At 71.9% G+C, this 16,788-nt stretch carries 15 protein-coding genes and 3 pseudogenes; 7 read left to right on the forward strand and 11 right to left on the reverse strand.

Features of this window, described 5'->3' with window-relative positions; translation table 11 throughout:
* Positions 1-107: 107 nt before the first annotated feature.
* Positions 108-863, reverse strand: a pseudogene (nagB, locus tag AB0F77_RS33685) (glucosamine-6-phosphate deaminase); the annotation flags it as partial.
* 549 nt (positions 864-1,412) lie between these two features.
* Between nagB and AB0F77_RS33690 the strand changes: the two are divergent.
* Complete coding sequence (locus AB0F77_RS33690; protein WP_361955699.1) at positions 1,413-2,879, forward strand: PAS domain-containing sensor histidine kinase; 1,467 nt, start codon at positions 1,413-1,415, stop codon at positions 2,877-2,879.
* 237 nt (positions 2,880-3,116) lie between these two features.
* On the opposite strand, the gene AB0F77_RS33695 is transcribed toward AB0F77_RS33690, so the two are convergent.
* Positions 3,117-3,374 (reverse strand): WhiB family transcriptional regulator, encoded by a 258-nt coding sequence (locus AB0F77_RS33695; RefSeq protein ID WP_003992873.1) that lies wholly within the window; start codon positions 3,372-3,374, stop codon positions 3,117-3,119.
* Between the two features lie 319 nt (positions 3,375-3,693).
* Positions 3,694-4,662, reverse strand: a complete 969-nt coding sequence (locus AB0F77_RS33700) for a diacylglycerol kinase family protein (protein WP_361955581.1) — start codon at positions 4,660-4,662, stop codon at positions 3,694-3,696.
* Between the two features lie 116 nt (positions 4,663-4,778).
* Between AB0F77_RS33700 and AB0F77_RS33705 the strand changes: the two genes are divergently transcribed.
* Positions 4,779-5,237, forward strand: a complete 459-nt coding sequence (locus tag AB0F77_RS33705; RefSeq protein WP_361955583.1) for a hypothetical protein — start codon at positions 4,779-4,781, stop codon at positions 5,235-5,237.
* A gap of 42 nt (positions 5,238-5,279) precedes the next feature.
* Here the strand turns inward: AB0F77_RS33705 and AB0F77_RS33710 are convergent, their stop codons facing one another.
* The 3 genes from AB0F77_RS33710 to AB0F77_RS33720 form a co-directional block, all read right to left on the reverse strand.
* On the reverse strand, positions 5,280-6,353 hold the full coding sequence (locus AB0F77_RS33710) for an RNA polymerase sigma factor SigF (RefSeq protein WP_361955585.1): 1,074 nt from the start codon (positions 6,351-6,353) through the stop codon (positions 5,280-5,282).
* A 17-nt stretch (positions 6,354-6,370) separates the two neighbouring features.
* A complete protein-coding gene (locus AB0F77_RS33715; protein WP_006136266.1) occupies positions 6,371-6,784 on the reverse strand; it encodes an anti-sigma factor in 414 nt (137 codons plus the stop codon).
* Positions 6,785-7,046: 262 nt separating this feature from the next.
* A complete protein-coding gene (locus tag AB0F77_RS33720) occupies positions 7,047-7,307 on the reverse strand; it encodes a UBP-type zinc finger domain-containing protein (protein WP_361955587.1) in 261 nt (86 codons plus the stop codon).
* Positions 7,308-7,367: 60 nt separating this feature from the next.
* On the opposite strand from AB0F77_RS33720, the gene AB0F77_RS33725 reads away from it, so the two are divergent.
* Complete coding sequence (locus AB0F77_RS33725; RefSeq protein ID WP_361955589.1) at positions 7,368-8,963, forward strand: Na+/H+ antiporter; 1,596 nt, start codon at positions 7,368-7,370, stop codon at positions 8,961-8,963.
* On the opposite strand, the gene AB0F77_RS33730 is transcribed toward AB0F77_RS33725, so the two are convergent.
* Both AB0F77_RS33730 and AB0F77_RS33735 read right to left on the reverse strand, forming a co-directional pair.
* Complete coding sequence (locus tag AB0F77_RS33730; RefSeq protein WP_361955591.1) at positions 8,945-9,880, reverse strand: pyridoxal-phosphate dependent enzyme; 936 nt, start codon at positions 9,878-9,880, stop codon at positions 8,945-8,947. The genes AB0F77_RS33725 and AB0F77_RS33730 overlap by 19 nt on opposite strands.
* Before the next feature lie 123 nt (positions 9,881-10,003).
* Entirely contained in the window at positions 10,004-10,597 is a 594-nt protein-coding gene (locus tag AB0F77_RS33735) for an N-acetylmuramoyl-L-alanine amidase (protein ID WP_361955593.1), read from the reverse strand.
* Positions 10,598-10,890: 293 nt separating this feature from the next.
* Between AB0F77_RS33735 and AB0F77_RS33740 the strand changes: the two genes are divergently transcribed.
* The 4 genes and pseudogenes from AB0F77_RS33740 (at position 10,891) to AB0F77_RS33755 (ending at position 14,796) form a co-directional block, all read left to right on the forward strand.
* The gene (locus AB0F77_RS33740) at positions 10,891-12,297 is read left to right on the forward strand and encodes a family 2B encapsulin nanocompartment shell protein (protein WP_361955595.1); all 1,407 of its coding nucleotides are present in this window, start codon (positions 10,891-10,893) and stop codon (positions 12,295-12,297) included.
* Between the two features lie 377 nt (positions 12,298-12,674).
* Positions 12,675-13,697: pseudogene (locus AB0F77_RS33745) on the forward strand (family 2 encapsulin nanocompartment cargo protein polyprenyl transferase); the annotation flags it as partial.
* A gap of 471 nt (positions 13,698-14,168) precedes the next feature.
* Complete coding sequence (locus tag AB0F77_RS33750; RefSeq protein WP_361955597.1) at positions 14,169-14,429, forward strand: hypothetical protein; 261 nt, start codon at positions 14,169-14,171, stop codon at positions 14,427-14,429.
* 34 nt (positions 14,430-14,463) lie between these two features.
* Entirely contained in the window at positions 14,464-14,796 is a 333-nt protein-coding gene (locus tag AB0F77_RS33755) for a DUF952 domain-containing protein (RefSeq protein ID WP_361955599.1), read from the forward strand.
* A 229-nt stretch (positions 14,797-15,025) separates the two neighbouring features.
* On the opposite strand, the pseudogene AB0F77_RS33760 reads toward AB0F77_RS33755, so the two are convergent.
* The 3 genes and pseudogenes from AB0F77_RS33760 to AB0F77_RS33770 all read right to left on the reverse strand — a co-directional run bounded on the left by AB0F77_RS33760 (position 15,026) and on the right by AB0F77_RS33770 (position 16,689).
* Positions 15,026-15,772 (reverse strand): annotated as a pseudogene (locus tag AB0F77_RS33760) (VOC family protein).
* Between the two features lie 61 nt (positions 15,773-15,833).
* Positions 15,834-16,250 carry a VOC family protein gene (locus AB0F77_RS33765; RefSeq protein WP_361955601.1) on the reverse strand — a complete coding sequence of 139 codons (417 nt, stop codon included), beginning with the start codon at positions 16,248-16,250 and terminating at the stop codon, positions 15,834-15,836.
* A gap of 40 nt (positions 16,251-16,290) precedes the next feature.
* Positions 16,291-16,689: a helix-turn-helix transcriptional regulator gene (locus AB0F77_RS33770; RefSeq protein WP_361955603.1), complete on the reverse strand. Its 399-nt coding sequence runs from the start codon at positions 16,687-16,689 to the stop codon at positions 16,291-16,293.
* Positions 16,690-16,788: the final 99 nt, after the last annotated feature.

Here is a 16,788-nt window from a genome sequence, read left to right on the forward strand (position 1 = left end):
ACCATGGCCTGACCGCTTTCCGCTGACCGATGTGCGGAGGGCCTGTGAGGGGGGTGTGCATGTCGCGATTCGCACGGTGGACGACCGCGGTCGCCCGGCTTGTTGACGAACGTGTGCCGGAAGTAGTCGGCCAGCTTCAGCTTGGACGCGGCCGGCTCGTCGACGACCACCGTGGCGTGCGGGTGCAGCTGGAGTGCCGACGCCGGGCACACCGCCGCCACCGGTCCCTCGACGGTCGCCGCGACCGCGTCCGCCTTGCCCTCGCCCGTCGCGAGCAGCACCAGGTGCCGCGCCTCCAGGATCGTGCCGATGCCCTGCGTGATGACGTGGTGCGGCACCTGCTCGATGTCGCCGTCGAAGAACCGCGCGTTGTCCACCCGTGTCTGCTCGGTCAGCGTCTTGATGCGGGTGCGCGAGGCGAGCGACGAGCACGGCTCGTTGAACCCGATGTGCCCGTCCGTCCCGATCCCGAGCAGCTGGAGGTCGACGCCCCCGGCCCCGGCCAGCGCCCTGTCGTACGCCTCGCACGCCGCCTGGACGTCCTGCGCCGTGCCGTCCGGGCCCATGAACGCGTCCATGCCGATGCCGAGCGGTTCCAGCACCTCGCGCCGCAGCACGGAGCGGTAGGACTCGGGGTGGTCGGCGGGCAGCCCCACGTACTCGTCGAGCTGGGCTATCCGCGCCCGCGAGGTGTCCGCCGCGCCGGAGCGCACCTTCGCCGTCAGCGCCTGGTAGACGGGCAGCGGGGTCGAACCGGTGGCCACGCCGAGCAGGGCGTCGGGCTTGCGTCCGAGGAGCTGTGCCATGGCCTCGGCGATCAGTTCGCCGCCCGCCGCTGCGTCCGGAACGATGACAACTTCCACGCTGGGCCTGCCGTTCTGAAGAGGGCTGGAAGGTGTATGAGGTGGCTATGTGGTTTAGACCAATCTAGCATTCGGCCCGCGCGGACACCGGACCTCGGAGGCACTCCCGGAAAACTCCTCCGCCGCCCATCCCCATACCCGACCATGCCGGGCTAGGCTGCGGAGGACAGCTTGTGAACAGCCTCCAACACATGGACACACAAACGTGGTCTAGTCCACAATGGAGTGCGTACGGCGCGACCGTACGACGCGGACGCACACGTCCGCCTTCCCCGCACAGGAAGGCGGACCGAGGAACCGGAGCTCTCTGCCCTGACTGCCCCGGGTCCTCACCCTTCGGCCGACCGGGACCGCACACCCCACGGCCGTTGTTGCTCCGGGCTGCGGTGCCGGGAGGGTTGAGGGTCCCTCCCAGGCGCCGCGGCCCGCGGGTGTCCCGGCCCGCGCGTTCCCCAGGGGCCCCGTGGCCGCGCCGGAGCACCGGTGTTGTCGCCCGGCGTTCATTTCCTGGCCGCACAAGGCCCCGGGTACGCTCACAACGTGCCCTCCATGAACGAACTCGTACGCCAGCACACGGCCCTCGACGACTCCGACCTCGAGTGGCTGCACCTGCTGGTCTCGGAGTGGCAACTGCTCTCCGACCTCTCCTTCGCCGACCTGGTCCTGTGGGTCCCCACCAGCGACGGCACCCGGTACGTCTCGGTCGCCCAGATGCGCCCCAACACGGGCCCGACCTCGTACCAGGACGACATGGTCGGCCATCTCGTCCCGCGCGGCCGCCGGCCCATGCTGGACGCGGCCCTGGACGAGGGCCGGATCGTGCGCGAGGGCGACCCGGAGTGGCGCGAGGAGGTCCCGGTCCGCGTCGAGTCGATCCCGGTGCGCCGCGCGAGCCGCGTCCTCGGCGTCATCGCCCGCAACACCAATCTGCTGACCGTGCGCACCCCGAGCCGGCTGGAGCTGACCTACCTCCAGAGCGCGTCGGACCTCGCGCAGATGATCGCGGCCGGCTCCTTCCCGTTCCCCGACCAGCAGGTCGACATGGACGCCTCGCCGCGCGTCGGGGACGGGCTGATCCGCCTCGACGCGGACGGCATCGTCCAGTACGCCTCCCCGAACGCGCTGTCCGCGTACCACCGTCTCGGCCTGGCCTCCGATCTGCTCGGCCACCGCCTCGGGCAGACCACCGCCGAACTCGCCCCGACGCGCGGGCCGGTGGACGAGGCGCTGTCCAAGCTCGCCAGCGGCTGGGCGCCGCGCGAGTTCGAGATCGAGGCGAACGACGGGGTCATCCAGTTCCGGGCCATCCCGCTCAAGCCCAAGGGCATTCGCACGGGCGCGCTGGTGCTGCTGCGCGACGTCACCGAACTGCGCCGCCGCGAACGCGAGTTGATCACCAAGGACGCGACCATCCGGGAGATCCACCACCGGGTGAAGAACAACCTCCAGACGGTCGCGGCCCTGTTGCGCCTCCAGGCGCGCCGCATCGAGTCCGAGCGCGGCCGGGAGGCGCTGGAGGAGGCCGTACGGCGTGTCGGCTCCATCGCGATCGTGCATGAGACGCTGTCCCAGAACCTGGACGAGCGCGTGGAGTTCGACGAGATCGCCGACCGGGTGCTCGCGATGGTCGCCGAGATCTCGCCGGGCAAGGTCACCGGCCGGCGCTCCGGGCGCTTCGGGATACTCGACGCCGAGGTGGCCACCCCGCTGTCGATGGTGCTGACCGAGATCCTCCAGAACGCGCTGGAGCACGGCTTCCGTGAGGGCGACACGGGCACCGTCGAGGTCTCGGCGGTCCGCGGCGGCACCTCCAAGGAGTCCCGCCTCCTCGTCACCGTCCAGGACGACGGCGTCGGCCTGCCCGACGGCTTCGACCCGCACCGCTCGGGCAACCTCGGTCTGCAGATCGTACGGACCCTGGTCGAGGGGGAGTTGGGAGGCACGTTCGACATGATCCCGGCGCCCGGACGGGGGACGCGCGTGATCCTGGACGTGCCGGTGCGGGCGCAGAAGTAGCCGGTCACCACGGCCGCCCCGGGTGCCCGCGCACCGCGGCGCACCCCGAACAGCAGTGAGCCCCGGGCCATGTGGCGGCCCGGGGCTCAGAGCTCGGTGCGATGGGCGTACCCCCTGCTCAAGCGATGTCGAGAGCCAGGGGGAGCATCGGGGTTACTGCGTGCTGCGGCTCGGGGGCGGGAGATGCGCACTCGCTGTACGCGCCGCCAAGCTCAGGCTGTCGAGCGGGGTGGTCGGTCAGGCGGAGGCCTGACGGGCCCGGTTGCGGGCGGCGCGGCGCTTCATGGCGCGGCGCTCGTCCTCGCTGAGGCCACCCCAGACGCCGGAGTCCTGACCGGACTCGAGCGCCCACTGCAGGCACTGCTCGATAACCGGGCAGCGACGGCAGACGGCCTTGGCTTCCTCGATCTGCAGCAGCGCAGGACCAGTGTTGCCGATGGGGAAGAAGAGCTCGGGGTCTTCTTCGCGGCAAACGGCGTTGTGACGCCAGTCCATGGCTGCTACCTCTCCTTGTATGACATGCAGATTGCTTGTGAATGTGAACGCTTTCACGAATCCCTCAACAAGTGAAGGGCTCACTGCCAGGTTCACTGGCATGTGTCCTGTGATGTGAAGAGGGGTTCTGGTGATCAGTGGAGGCCGGTGTTGCGGGCCGTCCCGATCGCCACGTAGAGACTCGCAAACCTCAGCGACGGATACAACCCCTTCAGAAAAGTTTTTTTTGATTCCTCGGTGTCGACTAGGTCACAGCCGTACTTCCATGGGGTGGATCCTGGCCTAAACGTTCGAGTGAAAGGACTTTGGGGCCTTCCACTCACACAATCACACGCAGTGCACGGCGTACGCCTGTGAACGTCACGCTCGTACGCAGTCCGAGGTGGTCGCCGTCCATCTGGAGGGGCAGGGGCACCTTCGAATGCAAGGTGAAGCCGTCCAGATCATGCAGGGGTACGGCGTGCTTGCCATGGGGTCCGCGCTCGGGGGACGAAGTGAGCAACTGGGTCCCATACCGGGCAACCGCGGCCGTGGACAGACGGCTGAGACCGAGTACGTCGAGGGCCGTGTCGAACGAAGCCTTAGGTGACGCGTATATGGGGCGATTGCCGAGGAAGGTCCACGGCGAGGTGTTCGAGACTATGGCGATGACCAGGTCGGTCACCGGGTCGGCGCCGGGGCGTTCGAGCGTGATCGTGCCGTGCCTGCGGTGCTGCTCGCCGAGGAACTGCCGGACCACCTGGCGCATGTAGAGCGCGTGCGTCGACTTCTTGCCGCGCTCCCGCTGCTGCTCGACCCGGCCCACCACGCCCGCGTCGAAGCCGAGCCCCGCGTTGAAGGTGAACCAGCGGGCCGGCACCGCCTCGTCCTCCGTGCCCGGGGTCCCCGCGGCGAGACCGAGGCCGACGACCCGCTCGCGCTTCTCGCGCAGTGCGTCCAGCAGGGCGCCGGTGGCCTCGACGGGATCGTTGGGCAGTCCCAGGGCACGGGCGAAGACGTTGGTGGAACCGCCCGGGACCACGGCGATGCCGGGCAGGTCGTCCGGAGCGGGGCCGCCGTGCAGCAGACCGTTGACGACCTCGTTCACCGTGCCGTCGCCGCCGAGGGCCACGACCAGGTCGACGTCGTCGCTCGCCGCGGCCTCCCGGCCCAGGTCGCGGGCGTGCCCGCGGTACTCGGTGGCGACCACCTCGAGCTTCATCTCGCTCGCCAGCGCGTGGATCAGCACGTCGCGTCTGCGTGCGCTGGTGGTGGTTGCCGCCGGATTGACCACGAGAAGTGCACGCATGGATTGCAGCGTACCTACTGGGGGGTACCCGGCCCAGACAGAGGTAGGGATCGGGTAAGAGAAGGCGACGTGAGCCTGAACACTCGGGGCGCCACGGCGGCGGCTACCCTGCTGGGGTGAGCAGCCAGCAGAACCCCGCCCCGAACGCAGTCGACGACGCCACCCCCCGGCCGCGCCGCCTGACGTGGGCGGCGGCACTGGCCGGCGTCGAGGGTCTCGCGCTCGTGGCCGGCGGGGTGTGGACGCTCGCCCTCGGCCTCACCGGTGACCCCGACGACCGGCAGCAGGCCGTCACGCTGGGCGTCACCGTCGTCGTGCTCGCGCTGCTGCCGCTGCTCGCCGCACGCGGGCTGCTGCTGCGCCGCAGCTGGAGCCGGGGCCCCGCCGTGATCACACAGATCATGGCCCTGCCGGTCGCCTACAGCCTGCTCCAGGCCGACAGCGCCGCCATCCCCGCGGGCATCGCCCTCGCGGTGATCGCCGTGGCCTCCCTGGTCCTGCTGGTCAGCCCGGCGACCACCGAGGCGCTGCGCATCCGCGGGCCCGGCCGTGGGGACGAGCCCGAGGCCCGCTGAGCGCGTCGTCCCTTCGGGACGCTCCTCGGCACCTGCTCCTCGCTACTCCTCCACCAGGAGCTTTTCCCGCAACTGCGCCAGTGTGCGTGCCAGCAGCCGGGAGACGTGCATCTGGGAGATGCCGACCTCCTGCGCGATCTGCGACTGGGTCATGTTGCCGAAGAAACGCAGCAGCAGGATGCGCTTCTCCCGCGGCGGCAGGTCCTCCAGGAGGGGCTTGAGCGACTCGCGGTACTCCACGCCCTCCAGCGCCTCGTCCTCCGCGCCGAGCGTGTCGGCGACCGCCGGGGACTCGTCGTCGGTGTCGGGCACGTCCAGCGAGAGCGTCGAGTAGGCGTTCGCCGACTCCAGGCCCTCCAGGACCTCCTCCTCCGAGATGGCCAGCTTCTCGGCCAGCTCGTGCACCGTGGGGGAGCGGCCGTGCAGCTGGGACAGCTCGGCCGTGGCCGTCGTCAGCGCCAGCCGCAGCTCCTGGAGCCGCCGCGGGACGCGGACCGCCCAGCCCTTGTCGCGGAAGTGCCGCTTGATCTCGCCGACGACCGTCGGAGTCGCGTACGTCGAGAACTCGACGCCGCGGTCCGGGTCGAACCGGTCGACCGACTTGATCAGGCCGATGGTGGCGACCTGCGTGAGGTCGTCCAGCGGCTCGCCGCGGTTGCGGAAGCGGCGCGCGAGGTGCTCCACGAGCGGCAGGTGCATCCGGACGAGCCGGTTGCGCAGCTCCGCGTACTCGGGGCTGCCGTCCTGCAGCTTGCGCAGCTCGACGAACATCGCGCGCGCCCCGCTCCGGTCCTGAGGATCGTGCTGGCTGCCCTGGGCGCTCGGTGCGCCCAGCGCCGCTTCCTCGGAGTATCGCTCGTGCTCGCTCATCGTCCCGCCCGTCGCCCTTCCACGAGCCCTCGCCTCCGTCCGGACCGGGGATGCCGCCCCGGTCCGTCCCGCCGGAGACGCGCTCCGCACGGCACCCTCCCGATCCGCTCCGGCGGACTCGTCCACCGGATGCGGTCTGGCCTGCTCGGGGATGCCGTCGATGCCGTCCGTCATGAGTCGGGAACCGTCCGGGGAGCCGGTGCCCCCGGACGGCACCTCCCGTGTGCCGCGCTCTTCGTCCCGCACGGGCCCGTCCCCGTTCCTCACGCCGGCCCGGGTCCCGCGCCGCGCTGTTTGTAGAGGCTGATGGACACGGTCCGGTCCTCGTCGACGGCCGAGGAGACCTTGCCCGCCAGGGCCGACAGCACGGTCCAGGCGAACGTGTCCCGTGACGGGGCGTGGCCGTCCGTGGTGGGCGCGGACACGGTGACCTCCAGCGAGTCGTCCACAAGGCGGAAGACGCAACTGAGGACCGAGCCGGGCACGGCCTGCTGAAGGAGGATCGCGCACGCCTCGTCCACGGCGATGCGCAGGTCCTCGATCTCGTCCAGGGTGAAGTCCAAGCGGGCGGCGAGTCCGGCCGTGGCCGTCCGCAGCACCGACAGGTAGGCACCCGCAGCCGGCAGCCGGACTTCCACGAAGTCCTGGGTCGCGGGCTCGCCTGCGATCTGGGACACCCTCACCTCCATGGTGGTACAAGCTTTTCGGGGCCGAGGGTCGCCCCCCGGGATAACGCGATTCCTGGTTCAGCGGTGACGCTACCGCGCTCCGAACTTATCCGTCCCCGGGACCCCAACCCCCTGGCGTCACTCACAGTAAACCTGCGGATACGCTCCGTGTCTAGAGGTCTGCGGGCCCAAATGGGAAGAGCGCGCGCCGGGTTGACGTACCCCGGCGTCGGACGGTCGAACCGTCGGCGCCGGGCGTCGCTCCGCAGTGTCACACGAGGACGTGGTCGACGAAGCACCAACGCCATGTCTCGCCCACTTCGAAGGTCCGCATCACCGGGTGACCGGACTCTGTGTGATGCTCCGTCGCGTGCCGTCCCGGCGACGAGTCGCAGCAGCCGACGTGGCCGCAGGACAGACACATCCGCAGCTGGACGGGGTGCGTTCCCTCCGCGAGGCACTCCGGGCAGGTCTCGTTCTGGGGGTCGGGTTCCGGGTGCGGCAGCGCATTGGCGTGCGTGCACTGTTTCATGATTGCCAGATTACGACGGGTGTGCGGGTGGCCGCGCGGAAAACGAGGGCGGGCGAGGACATGGATGTGATGCCGCTGCTGTTGCTGGTCGCGGGCAGTGCGGCGGTGGCCGCCGCGGCCCGGCGCACGCCGGTGCCCGCACCACTGCTGCTGGTGGCCGTCGGGCTGGTCGTCTCGTACGTCCCCGGCGTGCCCGACTACACCCTCGACCCCGAGGTCGTGCTGCCCCTGCTGCTGCCCCCGCTGCTCTACACGTCGGCCGGGGACAGCTCCTACCTCGACCTGCGGGCGCAGCTACGACCGGTCGCGCTGCTGTCCGTCGGATACGTGCTCTTCGCGACCTTCGTGGTCGGCTGGGCGGTCTACCAGTTCGTGCCGGGGATGCCGCTGACCGCGGCGCTGGTGCTCGGCGCGGTGGTGGCGCCGCCGGACGCGGTCGCGGCCACGGCCGTCGCGCGCCGGGTGGGGCTGCCCTCGCGGATCACGACCATCCTCCAGGGCGAGTCCCTGCTCAACGACGCCACCGCGATCACCGCCTACAAGGTGGCCCTGGCCGCGGCCGTCGGCGAGGGCGCCACCTGGGCCGGCGGGATCGGCGAGTTCCTGCTCGCGGCGGTCGGCGGCGTCGGCGTCGGCCTGGTGCTGATGGCCCCGCTGCACTGGCTGCGCACGCACCTCAAGGAGCCGCTGCTCCAGAACACGCTCTCCCTGCTCATCCCGTTCGTCGCGTACGGCGTCGCCGAGCAGTTGCACGCCTCCGGTGTGCTCGCGGTCGTGGTCGTCGCCCTGTACCTCGGCCACCGCGCGTGGGAGGTCGACTTCGCCACCCGCCTCCAGGAGGAAGCGGTGTGGAAGATGGTCGCGTTCGTCCTGGAGTCGGCGGTCTTCGCGCTCATCGGGCTCCAGCTGCCGGTGGTGCTGCGCGGGCTCGGCCAGTACGCGGGCACGGACGCCGCCTGGTACGCCGTCGTCCTCTTCGCCGTGGTCGTGGCGACCCGGTTCGTGTGGGTGTATCCGGCGGCCTTCGTGCCCCGGATCATGTCCGCGCGGATCAGGGAACGCGAGGAGAACCCCACCTGGCGCGGCGCGCTGGTGACGGGCTGGGCCGGCATGCGCGGTGTCGTGTCCCTGGCCATCGCCTTCTCGATCCCGGTCACGACGCACGACGGCGACCCCTTCCCGCACCGCAACCTGATCCTGTTCCTGACGTTCACGACGGTCATCGGGACGCTGGTCGTGCAGGGCGTGACCCTGCCGCCGCTGATCAGGCTGCTCAAGTTCCCCGGGCGGGACGTGCAGGCCGAGACCCTGGTCGAGGCCAACGCCCAGGCGCAGGCGTCCCGGGCCGCGGAGAGCCGCCTGGACGACCTCCTCGCCGACGAGCGCAACGCCCTGCCCCCGCCGCTCGCCGACCGGCTGCGCATGGTCCTGGAGCGCCGCCGCAACGCCGTCTGGGAGCGCCTCGGCGCGGTGAACCCGGTGACCGGGGAGACGGTCGACGACACCTACCGCAGACTGTCGCGGGACATGATCAGCGCCGAGCGCGAGGTCTTCGTGCGGCTGCGGGACCACCGCTACATCGACGACGAGATGCTGCGCACGCTGCTGCGCAGGCTGGACCTGGAGGAGGCGGCGGCCTACCGGGAGGCGGCCTGACCCTCAGGGGAGGGCTGGCCCGGCTCCGGGAAGGGCCGGCCCGTGACGACCGCGGCCAGGGTCGTCCCGCGCGCGAAGGCGCCCTCGGACGTCAGGGTGAGCAGTCCATAGAGCAATTTGGCGACATAGAGACGTTCCACGGGCAGTCCGTGACGGTCCTCGAAGTCCTCGGCGAAGGCGTCGAGTTGCGGGCCGGTGCGGGCGTACCCGCCGAAGTGGAAGCGCTCGTCGAGGCTCCAGGTGCCGCGCCGGCCGCCGAACGCGCGCTCCTGGAGGGCGGCCGTCTCCGCGCCCAGGAAGCCGCCCCTGAGCACCGGTATGCCGAGGGCACGCTGCTCAGGGGCGAGCCCCGCGGCGAGTCCGGCGAGGGTCCCACCGGTGCCCACGGCGACGGCGACGACGTCGGTGAGGCCGCGCAGCTCCTCGCCCAGCGCCCGGCAGCCGCGCACCGCCTCGATGTTGCTGCCGCCCTCCGGCACGACGTACGCGTCCTCGGCGCCGGCCGCGCGCAGGATGCCGGCCAGGGTCCCGGGTTCGTTCTTGTGCCGATACGTCGATCTGTCGACGAAGTGCAGTCGCATGCCGTCGGCCGCGCACCGCGCGAGGGAGGGATTGAGGGGGCGGCCGGCCAGTTCGTCGCCGCGCACCACGCCGATCGTGGCCCGCCCGAGCAGCCGTCCCGCGGCGGCGGTGGCCCGCAGGTGGTTGGAGTAGGCCCCGCCGAAGGTGAGCACGGTCCGTCCGCCGGCCGCCTCCAGGTTGGGCACGAGCTTGCGCCACTTGTTCCCGACCAGCTCGGGATGGATCAGGTCGTCCCGCTTCAGCGTCAGCCGCACCCCGTGCCGCCGGAACCGTTCGTCGTCCACGTCCTCCAGGGGCGAGGGGAGACGGGGGACGAGGGAGGCGGGACCGGTCACGGCTCCATTGTCCCGGTCGGGCCCGCCCGGTGCCCGCCCGGGACCCACCTCGTGCCCGTTCGCTGCCCGTCCGGCGGACCGGCCCCGATCCTTGTAGGTGTTCTCCCGGTCCTGGAGGTACCCCTAGCCCTTCAGGTGTTCCCTGACGCGGGCGCGGAGGGAGGCCATGGTGAAGCCGCGGGGGTCGACCTTGCCGGGCTGCCACTCCAGGTGGCCGACGACCGAGCGCTCCGTCCAGCCGTGGTGGCGGCAGACGGCCGCGGCCGCCCGGGCGATCGCGTCCAACTGGGCCGGTGGCCACGGGTCCTTCCCGTCGCCCAGGTTCTCGCACTCGAAGCCGTAGAAGTGCCGGTTGCCGTCGGTGTTCGCCTCGTTGTCGTGCGGCAGCGCCTTCTCGGCGATCACCGCCCGCAGCACGTCGTCGTCACCGAGCCCGGCGTGGTTGGCCCGCCCGTACCCGACGAGGTGGACCCGGCCGTCCTTGGTGATCACGCCGTGGCAGAGCGGCCCGGGCAGGTCCTCGTGCCCCTTCCGGCACAGCTCGACCGTCGCCGCGCTGCCCTCGGTGACCGTGTGGTGGACCATCACGCCGTGGACCGGCCCCCAGGGCCCCTTGTGGTTGCGGTTGTGGTGCTCCCAGTCGCCGACCTCGACGACCTTGACGCCCTCGGCTCTCAGCGCGGCCAGAAAGCCGCTCGCGGACATGGGCGAGGCCATGGACGCCTCCTTCGCGCGGTGCCCGGCGGTCACGGGCCGCGACCGCCTTGTGCCCCTGCTTCTACCGGAGAAAAACGTTCCCCCATGACTCGTTCGCACACTGTACGAGCCGATTCGGACAGGTCAGCGGGCAGGCCGTGCCGGAAAAGTCCCTCCATCTGCCCACTAGTGCGATGATCCATTCCCCCTCTTTCGGGTAATGGCACGGACACGCTCCGTGATGGAACGCTTGGTCGCGAGAACGATGCGCGGCGCACTTCGGCGCCCGGGCATGACTGGGAGGGCATTTCTCTATGTCGGTAGGCGAAGAGGTCCGCACGGATCAGGGCAGGCCTCAGCAGTCCCTGGACACGGCGGCGGCGCGGAACCTGGCCACCACCACCAAGTCGGCGCCGCAGATGCAGGAGATCAGCTCCCGCTGGCTGCTGAGGTCGCTGCCCTGGGTCGACGTGCAGGGCGGCACGTACCGCGTGAACCGGCGGCTGACCTACGCCGTCGGCGACGGCCGCATCACCTTCGTGAAGACGGGCGACCGCGTCGAGGTCGTCCCGGCCGAGCTGGGAGAGCTGCCGGCCCTCAGGTCGTACGAGGACGGGGAGGTCCTCTCGCGCCTGGCCCAGCGGTGTGCCCAGCGCGAGTTCGGCCCCGGCGAGGTGATCGTGTCCTTCGGCAGCCGCACCGACGAGGTGTACCTGCTCGCCCACGGCAGGGTGGAGAAGATCGGCACGGGACCCTACGGCGACGACGCGGTCCTGGGCGTGCTCGCCGACGGCGCCTACTTCGGTGAGCAGGCGCTGCTCGACCCGGACGCCATCTGGGACTACACGGCCCGCGCCGACACGGCCTGCACGGTCCTCGTCCTGTCCCGCGAGGAGTTCGAGCGGGTCGCCGAGCGCGCTGAATCGCTGCGCGAGCATCTGCGCCGGCTGCGGTCGATCCCGGCGCAGCGCACCAACAAGTACGGGGAGAAGGAGGTCGACCTGGCCGCCGGCCACACCGGCGAGCCGGACATCCCGCACACCTTCGTCGACTACGAGGCGACGCCGCGTGAGTACGAACTGAGCATCGCCCAGACCGTCCTGCGCATCCACACGCGCGTGGCGGACCTCTACAACCAGCCGATGAACCAGACCGAGCAGCAGATCCGGCTCACCGTCGAGGCGTTGAAGGAGCGCCAGGAGCACGAGCTGGTCAACAACCGCGAGTTCGGGCTGCTGAACAACTGCGAGTACGACCAGCGGATCCAGCCCCACGACGGCGTGCCGGGCCCGGACGACATGGACGAGCTGCTCAGCCGTCGGCGCGGCACCAGGCTCCTCCTCGCCCACCCGCGCGCGATCGCCGCGTTCGGCCGTGAGTTGAACAAGCGCGGGCTGGTGCCGGAGACCGTCGACGTCGGCGGCAACCGCATCCCCACGTGGCGCGGGGTGCCGATCTACCCGTGCAACAAGATCCCGGTCACCTCGGAGCGCACGACCTCGATCATCGCGATGCGTACGGGGGAGGAGGACCAGGGCGTGATCGGGCTCAGGCAGTCCGGTATCCCGGACGAGATCGAGCCGAGCCTGTCCGTCCGCTTCATGGGCATCAACGAACAGGCGATCATCAGCTACCTGGTGACCGCGTACTACTCGGCGGCGGTCCTCGTGCCGGACGCGCTGGGCGTCCTGGAGAACGTCGAAATCGGCCGGTGGAGGTGACGTCTGCGCACTTCGCGACCGTGTCCGGGTCTGCCGCCGCGGGTAGATCCCCGGGGTACGTGCGCAGTGGGGGCGGTGCCGTCACCGCCCGCGGACTCCGAGGGGGACCCATGGCCGAGTTCACGACGGAGACGAAGCAACGCCGCGCGGCGCGGTCCACGGGGGACGACGGGAGAGGGCCCCTCGACGGGGGCGAGGGGTCCCCTCCCGGGGCCGAAGGGTCTCCTTCCGGGCCCGAAGCCTCCCGCTCCGGGCCCGAGGGAGCCGATTGCGGTGGCGAAGGGGGAGATCCCGGACCCGAGGGGGCCGATCTCGGGACCGAACTGGCTGATACCGAGACCGAAGAGGCTGAACCCGGGATCGAGGAGGGGGAGCACGACGGGCACGAGGCCGTGGTGATCCTGGAGCGTGCACGGGCCGTGGTCGATCCCGAACTGCGGGGTGCCGTCGACTCGTTGCCCGGCTCGATGCGGCGGATCGCGCGCTACCACTTCGGCTGGGAGCAGGCCGACGGCACGCCGGCGGCGGGCAACGCGGGCAAGGCCATACGGCCCGCGCTCGTCCTCACCGCGGCCGGCGCGCTGGGCGGGCCCCCGGCGCGGGCGGCGGCCGTGCGGGCGGCCACGGCGGTGGAACTGGTCCACAACTTCACGCTGCTGCACGACGACGTGATGGACCGGGACACCTCCCGCAGACACCGGCCCACCGCATGGACGGTGTTCGGCGACGCCGACGCGATACTCGCCGGGGACACCCTCCAGGCGCTCGCCCTGCGGCTGCTCGCGGCCGACCCGCACCCGGCGTCCGCGGAAGCCGCCGCCCGGCTCGCGGACTGTGTCGTCGAGCTGTGCGCTGGCCAGCACGCCGACACGGCGATGGAGCGAAGGGCGCCCGACGAGGTCACCCTCGACGAGGTGCTCGCCATGGCCGAGGCCAAGACGGGCGCGCTGCTCGGGTGCGCGTGCGCGCTCGGCGCGCTGTACGCGGGGGCGGGGGAGGAGGAGGTCGCCGCGATGGACGGGTTCGGCCGGCAGGCGGGCCTCGCGTTCCAGCTGATCGACGACATCATCGGGATATGGGGCGACCCGAGGCGTACGGGCAAGCCGGCCGGTGCGGACCTCGCCGCCCGCAAGAAGTCCCTGCCGGTCGTCGCGGCGCTGGCCTCCGGCACCGAGGCCGCGGCCGAACTGGCCGAGTTGTACGGGGCGCCGTACGACGAGGGGGACCTGGAGCGGACGGCCCTGGCCGTGGAGCGCGCGGGCGGCAGGGACTGGGCCCAGGCGGAGGCCGCCGACCGGATGGCCCGGGCGGTGCACGAACTGGCCCGGGCGGTCCCGAAGCCGACGGCGGCGGACGGTCTGCTGTCGCTGGCGGAGTTCGTCACCCGCCGCAGCAGCTGACACGGGCCGCCGGGGGCCGGGGCTGGGGCTGGGGGCGGGGGCGGAGCCGGGGGCCCGGGGGCGGCGGGGTGACCGGAATATCCCTCGTGCCTGCCGTCCCTCGTGCCTGCCGTCCCTCGTGCCTGCCGTCCCTCGTGCCTGCCGTCCCTCGTGCCTGCCGTCCCTCGTGCCTGCCGTCCCTCGTGTTCCGGTCGGCCCGAGCGCCCCAGCTGGCCCGAGCGCCCCAGTCGGTCAGAGTGTCCCGGCCGTCCCCGGCGCCCCGCCCGCTTCGGCGGGGCCTGTCGGATCCCGGGGTCCCCGGGCCGTGCGGCTCCTGCCTCCGTGCGGTCGCCGGGGGCTTTGGCCCGATCCGGCGGGTCCCGCGCATCCCCACGGTGCGCGGGGCCGCGGGGGACCCGGCTCGTGCCCCGCTCGTGTCCGGTCGGTGAGGTCCCGGCGGCGGGGGAGCGCGGGGCGTCCTACGCTGAGGGCATGGACAGCGAACAACCCGTCTGTCCCACCTGTGGACAGCCGGTCGAGACCGTCGTCAAGCGGCACAAGACGCTGGGGGCCTGGGTCCCCGTGTGGACCCCCGGACCGTGCCGCAACCCCGAGTGCGCGTCCGGCGCCGATCCCGCAGGCCGGCAGGAGACACGGCCCAGGGAGCCCGCCGCCGATCGGCGGACCCGGGCGCAGGCCCCCGCCCCCGATCTCGCCCCCGGTCCCCGGGCGACCGTGACCAGGGATTCCTGAGCGCGGGCCGGGTGGGCGGCCGTAGCGTGATCACATGACCGAACTTCCGTACATCCTCCACATCACGGAACGCGCCCTGTGGGACGCGGCCCGCGAGAGCGGCGCCTACGAGATGTCGACCCGTGGCCGCACCCTCGGGGAGGAGGGCTTCGTCCACTTCTCCACCCGGGCGCAACTCCCCCGCGTGGCCGCCTTCCTGTACGGCTCCTACGACGGTCCGGACGAGCTGGTGGTCCTGGTGGTGGATCCGGCGCGGCTCGATGTGCCGGTGCGGTACGAGGCGATGGAGCCGGGCGGCGAGGAGTTCCCGCACGTGTACGGGCCGGTGCCGGTCGACGCCGTGGTGGCCGTGGAGCCCTGGAGGTGACGCCGGAGGAGGGCCGCCGTCGGCTGTGGCGTGGGCTGGCCGTGGCGTGGGCCGTGGTCGTCGCGGTCGGCGGGGGAGCGACCCTGTGGCTCCAGAACTCGCCGGCGTCGGCCGGGGGGCCGGCCCACTGGGAACGGGATTCCCCGGAGCCCGTGCCGAGTTCGGTGAGCTGTCCGTCGGAGCCCGGGCCGCCGGCGTGGTACGGCGAGCCCGCGCTGGTGGTCTGCGCCTACACCACAGGCGGTGGGTGAGGCAGGCCGCCGGTCTCCGGGTCCCGGCCGGTGAGGCAGTAGACGCCGCCCGCCGGGTCGCGCATCACCTGCCAGTGGGGGCCGCGGGCGATCGGGACCGCGCCCGACTCCTCGTGCCGGGCCCGGGTCGCCCCGATGTCCGCGCAGGCGAGGTCGAGATGGGCGGAGGCGGGCCGGTCCTCGCCCAGCCGCTGGAGGAGGATCCGCAGCGGCAGCCCCGCCGGGGGTCTCAGCACCCGGAACTCCGGGCGCGAACCGGTCAGCGGCTCCTAGCCGGTCAGGGCGGCCCAGAACGCGGTCTCGGCGTCGTAGCGGGACGGTCCGACGTCCAGGCAGACCTGGTCGAGCCTGCTGCCCGCCACCACCGGCGGCCGTGCCGACTCCCCGTTCCAGGGCACGACGCAGAACAACTGGCCGCCGGGAGACCGCAGTACGGACCAGCCGGGGTGCTCGGCGACCGGCTGGGCGCCCAGCTCGCGGGCCGTACCGACGTACGCGTCCACGTCCTCGACGCACAGGTCGAGATGGGCCCCGCCGGTGCTCGCGGCGACCCCCTGCACCTTCACGCAGGCGTACGCGCCCTCCGGCAGCAGGGTGGTGAACTCGCCCCGCTCGCCCCGCAGTTCGGAGATCCGGGTGCCGGTGACGGAGGCCCAGAAGGCGTGCGCGCGGGCGAAGGAGGCGGCGGGCCGGTCGACGAAGGCGTAGGTCCAGCGAACGGTCATACGATGATCGTAGGGAATCGCGGGACGGCGTGGAGTGGCGCGGGGAGGCGGACGGCCCTGGTCAGGACTTCTCCCGTTCCATGAAGCGGAGCAGGTTCCCGGCCGGGTCGCGGAAGGCGCAGTCGCGCACGCCGTACGGCTGGTCCATCGGTTCCTGGACCACCTCCCCGCCGGACTCGCGCACCCGCGTGTACAGGGTGTCGCAGTCCTCGGTGGTGAAGATGACCCCGCGCAGCATGCCCTTGGCCAGCAGCTCGGCCACGGCCTGCCGGTCGGCGGGGGAGGCGTCCGGGTTCATGCCCGGCGGCTCCAGCACGATCTCCACGTCCGGCTGGAGCGGCGAGCCCACCGTCACCCAGCGCATGCCCTCGAAGCCCACGTCGTTGCGGACTTCCAGGCCGAGCGCGTCACAGTAGAAGGCCAGTGCCTTGTCATGGTCGTCCACCGCGATGAAGCACTGCTTGAGTTTCAGGTCCATGGGCCCACGCTAAGCGCTCCGGCGGGAGAGCCGCGATGGCTCAGAACGAGCGGCGTCGGGGTCGGGTGAAGGCGCGGGCCACGCAGGAGGGGATCACCGCGCTCTCCTCGTGCGAGCGGGCCCGGTAGGCGCTCGGGGTCTCCCCGACCAGCTCGGTGAAGCGGGAGCTGAACGAGCCGAGCGAGGTGCACCCCACGGCGAGGCACACCTCCGTGACCGAGAGGTCGCCGCGGCGCAGCAGCATCTTGGCCCGCTCGACGCGGCGGGTCATGAGGTAGGCGTAGGGCGTCTCGCCGAACGCCTTGCGGAAACTGCGCTGGAAGTGACCCGGGGACATCAGGGCGGTGCGCGCGACCTCGGCCATGTCCAGCGGCTCGGCGTAATCGCGGTCCATGCGGTCGCGCGCCCGGCGCAGCCGGACCAGGTCCTCCAGGGTCACCGCTCCAGGATGGCACGCCGGCGGACGTCTCCACGAGGTCGGCGCGGGCTCCTGGAACGGACGTCGCCCGCCGTTCGCCGGGCATTGGCCCGCGCCCGT

The organism is Streptomyces sp. NPDC026672 (assembly GCF_040638185.1).
Classification (GTDB): domain Bacteria; phylum Actinomycetota; class Actinomycetes; order Streptomycetales; family Streptomycetaceae; genus Streptomyces.